Annotated in this window: 1 protein-coding gene; it reads left to right on the plus strand. The window is 66.8% G+C overall.

Annotated elements, in window-relative coordinates; all coding sequences use genetic code 11:
- Positions 1–8 precede the first annotated feature (8 nt).
- The coding region (locus tag GL263_RS26140) for an amino acid adenylation domain-containing protein (protein WP_323379566.1) at positions 9–1622 on the plus strand (1614 nt) is incomplete at its 3' end.

Raw genomic sequence — 1622 nt, forward strand, 5'->3', positions numbered from 1 at the left:
GTCGTGGGGTGGGTGCGGAGGCTCCGGTGGGGGTGTGTGTGGAGCGTTCGTTGGAGACGGTGGTGGCGTCTCTTGGTGTGTTGCTTGCGGGGGGTGTGTATGTGCCGTTGGACACCGGATTCCCGGTGGAGCGTATGCGGTTCATGTTGGAGGACGTGGGGGCTGGTCTTGTTCTGACGCATGGTGCGGCTGAGGGGTTGGTGCCGGAGGGGCCGTGGGAGGTCGTCGACCTGGACAGTGTGAGTGCTCAACGGGGAGAGGACCTGACGCTGGAGCGGGTGGCGCGTGAGGCTGCCCGGGTGAGTGCGGATCACGCGTGCTATGTGATCTTCACGTCAGGCTCCACTGGTCGTCCCAAGGGCACGACGGTGACGCACGGCAACGTCACCCGGCTGTTCGAGGCGGTCGAGAAACGTATCTCCTTTGGTCGCGATGATGTGTGGTCGCTCTTTCACAGTTTTGCGTTCGATTTCTCGGTGTGGGAGATGTGGGGTGCGCTGACCAGTGGTGGGCGTGTGGTGGTGGTTCCGTACGAGGTCAGTCGTGATGCTGACGCGTTCTATGCGTTGGTGCGGGATGAGCGGGTGACGATGCTCAGTCAGACGCCTTCGGCGTTCCGCCAGTTTGAGGGTGTGGACGCGGGGCGGCGGGATGAGTTGGCGTTGCGGGCGGTGGTGTTCGGTGGTGAGGCGTTGGATCGTGCGTCGGTGCGGCGGTGGGGTGAGCGGCGCGGGTATCGCGAGCCGTTGCTGGTCAACATGTACGGCATCACGGAGACGACCGTGCATGTCACCTACGCCGAGGTCACCGAGGACCAGCTGGACGGGGCGTTCACGCAGATCGGTGCGGCTCTGCCGGACCTGCGGGTGCATCTGCTGGACTCGTTCGGTGAGCCGGTGCCGGTCGGGGTGGTCGGTGAGCTGTATGTCGGCGGTCCTGGTGTGACGCGTGGCTATGTGGGGCGTCCGGAGCTGACCGCCGAGCGCTTTGTGCCGGATCATCTGGGTGGGGAGCCCGGCGCGCGGCTGTACCGCAGTGGGGACCTGGCGCGGTGGCGTGCTGATGGTGGGCTGGAGTATCTGGGCCGGGGTGATGGTCAGGTCAAGGTGCGTGGGTTCCGGATCGAGCTGGGGGAGATCGAGGCGGCGCTGAGCCGTCGGGGCGGCGTCCGGCAGGCGGTGGTCATCGTCCGCAACGACCTGGGGAACGACCAGGCCGACCTGGTTGCCTACCTCGTCGCCGACGACGGCGCCTCACCCTCCCTCGAGGAGCTACGGGACGGTCTTGCGGAGGATCTGCCCGGCTACATGGTCCCGCGCAACTTCGTCTTCCTCGACGAGCTGCCGCTGACCTCTCAGGGCAAGCTCGACCACCGGGCCCTGCCCGCGCCGAGCGGTGAACGCCCGGACCTTGCAGCAGAGTTCGAGCCCCCGCTGCCGGGCATCGAGGAGCAGCTGGCCGGGATCTGGAGCCAGGTCCTGGGCGTCGACCGCATCGGCCGGCACGACAACTTCTTCGACCTCGGCGGCGACTCCATCCGCAGCATCCAGATCCTCGGCAAAGCCCGCGACGCCGGCCTGCTGTTCCATCTCCAGGACCTCTTCGAGCACTCCACTCTGGCC

This window comes from Streptomyces durbertensis, assembly GCF_014156695.1.
In the GTDB taxonomy this organism is placed as follows: Bacteria; Actinomycetota; Actinomycetes; order Streptomycetales; family Streptomycetaceae; genus Streptomyces; species Streptomyces durbertensis.